The following is a 1,417-nucleotide window of genomic DNA, read 5'->3' as shown; positions in this document are numbered from 1 at the left end:
TACTCCAGCCGGGGTTGTTGACCTTGGCTGAGCTGCGGTTCGATGCGATGCGGGAACGAGGGCAGCCACCGTCGATCATGGACGGTTGTGTGGACTGACCATGATGCAGCGGTGGCTGCCGGATACAGGGTAGACGCCCAGCGGTGGCGGGTGTTGTTCGACGACCTGATGTTGACGGTCGGGCAGCGTTTCCGCAGGCCGGAGCCTCGCCGTCGGGTGCGTGACTTCGTCCGGGGCTTGCTGGCGCCGTTACCGTCGAAGAACTGCTGGACGATCGCGGAGCATGCCGGTGACACGGGTCCGGATGGAATGCAGGACCTGCTGACCCGGGTGAAGTGGGACGATGCCGAGGTCCGCGCTGATGTCCGTGAGTTCGTCGGCCACCACCTCGGTGATGCCGAGGCTGTGCTGGTCATCGACGAGACGGGGGACCTGAAGAAGGGCCGGCACACCGTCGGCGTGCAGCGGCAGTATTCGGGCACGGCGGGGAAGATCGAGAATTGTCAGCTCGCCGTGCATCTGGTCTATGCCACCGAGGCTGGTCACGCGATGCTCGACGCGGCGCTCTACCTGCCCAAATCCTGGTGCGACGATGCCGAACGCCGCGCCGAGGCAGGTGTCCCTGAGCAGGTGCGGTTCGCGACCAAGCCGCAGCTGGCGTCTCGGATGATCACCGCAGCGGTCACCGCCGGGCTGCCATGCCGATGGGTAGCCGGCGACGAGGCCTACGGCAACGATCCGCGCCTGGCAGCCCGGCTCCGTCAGCTGCGACTGGGCTACGTCCTGGCCGTAGCCTGCTCTCATCAGGTGACCACCGGCCTTGGTGTCTACCGCGTTGACGTGCTGGCCGCCGGTCTTCCCGCTACTGCCTGGCAGCGGGTGTCCGCGGGTCGAGGCGCGAAAGGACACCGCTACTACGACTGGTCCTTCACTGCCCTGCCACACGCCGCCGACGCCCACGGCGGGCACCACTGGCTGCTGATCCGCCGCAACCGCCGGACTGGTGAGCTGGCCTTCTACCGCTGCTGGGCACCCGAACCTGTTCCGCTCCGCAGCCTCGTCCTGGTGGCCGGCCGCCGCTGGAAGATCGAAGAATCGTTCCAAGCCGCGAAGACCGGACTCGGCCTGGATCAGCACCAGAACCGCCGCTGGACGTCCTGGCACCGCTGGACCACCCTGGCGATCCTCGCCCACGCCTTCCTCGCCGCCGCGACCGCGCACCGCAGCCGTCCCGATCCGGCCGGGCTGATCGCGCTGACCGTCAACGAACTACGTCACCTGTTCAACGTCCTGATCATCGAACCCGCCCGCCGCCGCTGCGACCCACTGCTCTGGTCCGTACGCCGACGCCGTCACCAAGCACGAGCCACGACCAGCCACTACGCCCGGCAAGCCCTCACCGAGCCGTGATCACAAT

Annotated in this window: 1 protein-coding gene; it reads left to right on the top strand. The window is 67.6% G+C overall.

Translation table 11 applies throughout. The features are described 5' to 3' along the window. Window positions 1-168 precede the first annotated feature (168 nt). Entirely contained in the window at window positions 169-1,410 is a 1,242-nt protein-coding gene (locus tag B118_RS0124855) for an IS701 family transposase (RefSeq protein ID WP_028193671.1), read from the top strand. The last annotated feature ends 7 nt before the right edge of the window (window positions 1,411-1,417 follow it).

This window comes from Salinispora pacifica CNR114 (genome assembly GCF_000514775.1).
GTDB classification, from domain to species: Bacteria; Actinomycetota; Actinomycetes; order Mycobacteriales; family Micromonosporaceae; genus Micromonospora; species Micromonospora pacifica.
This window is presented reverse-complemented; position numbering and strand designations above follow the sequence as displayed.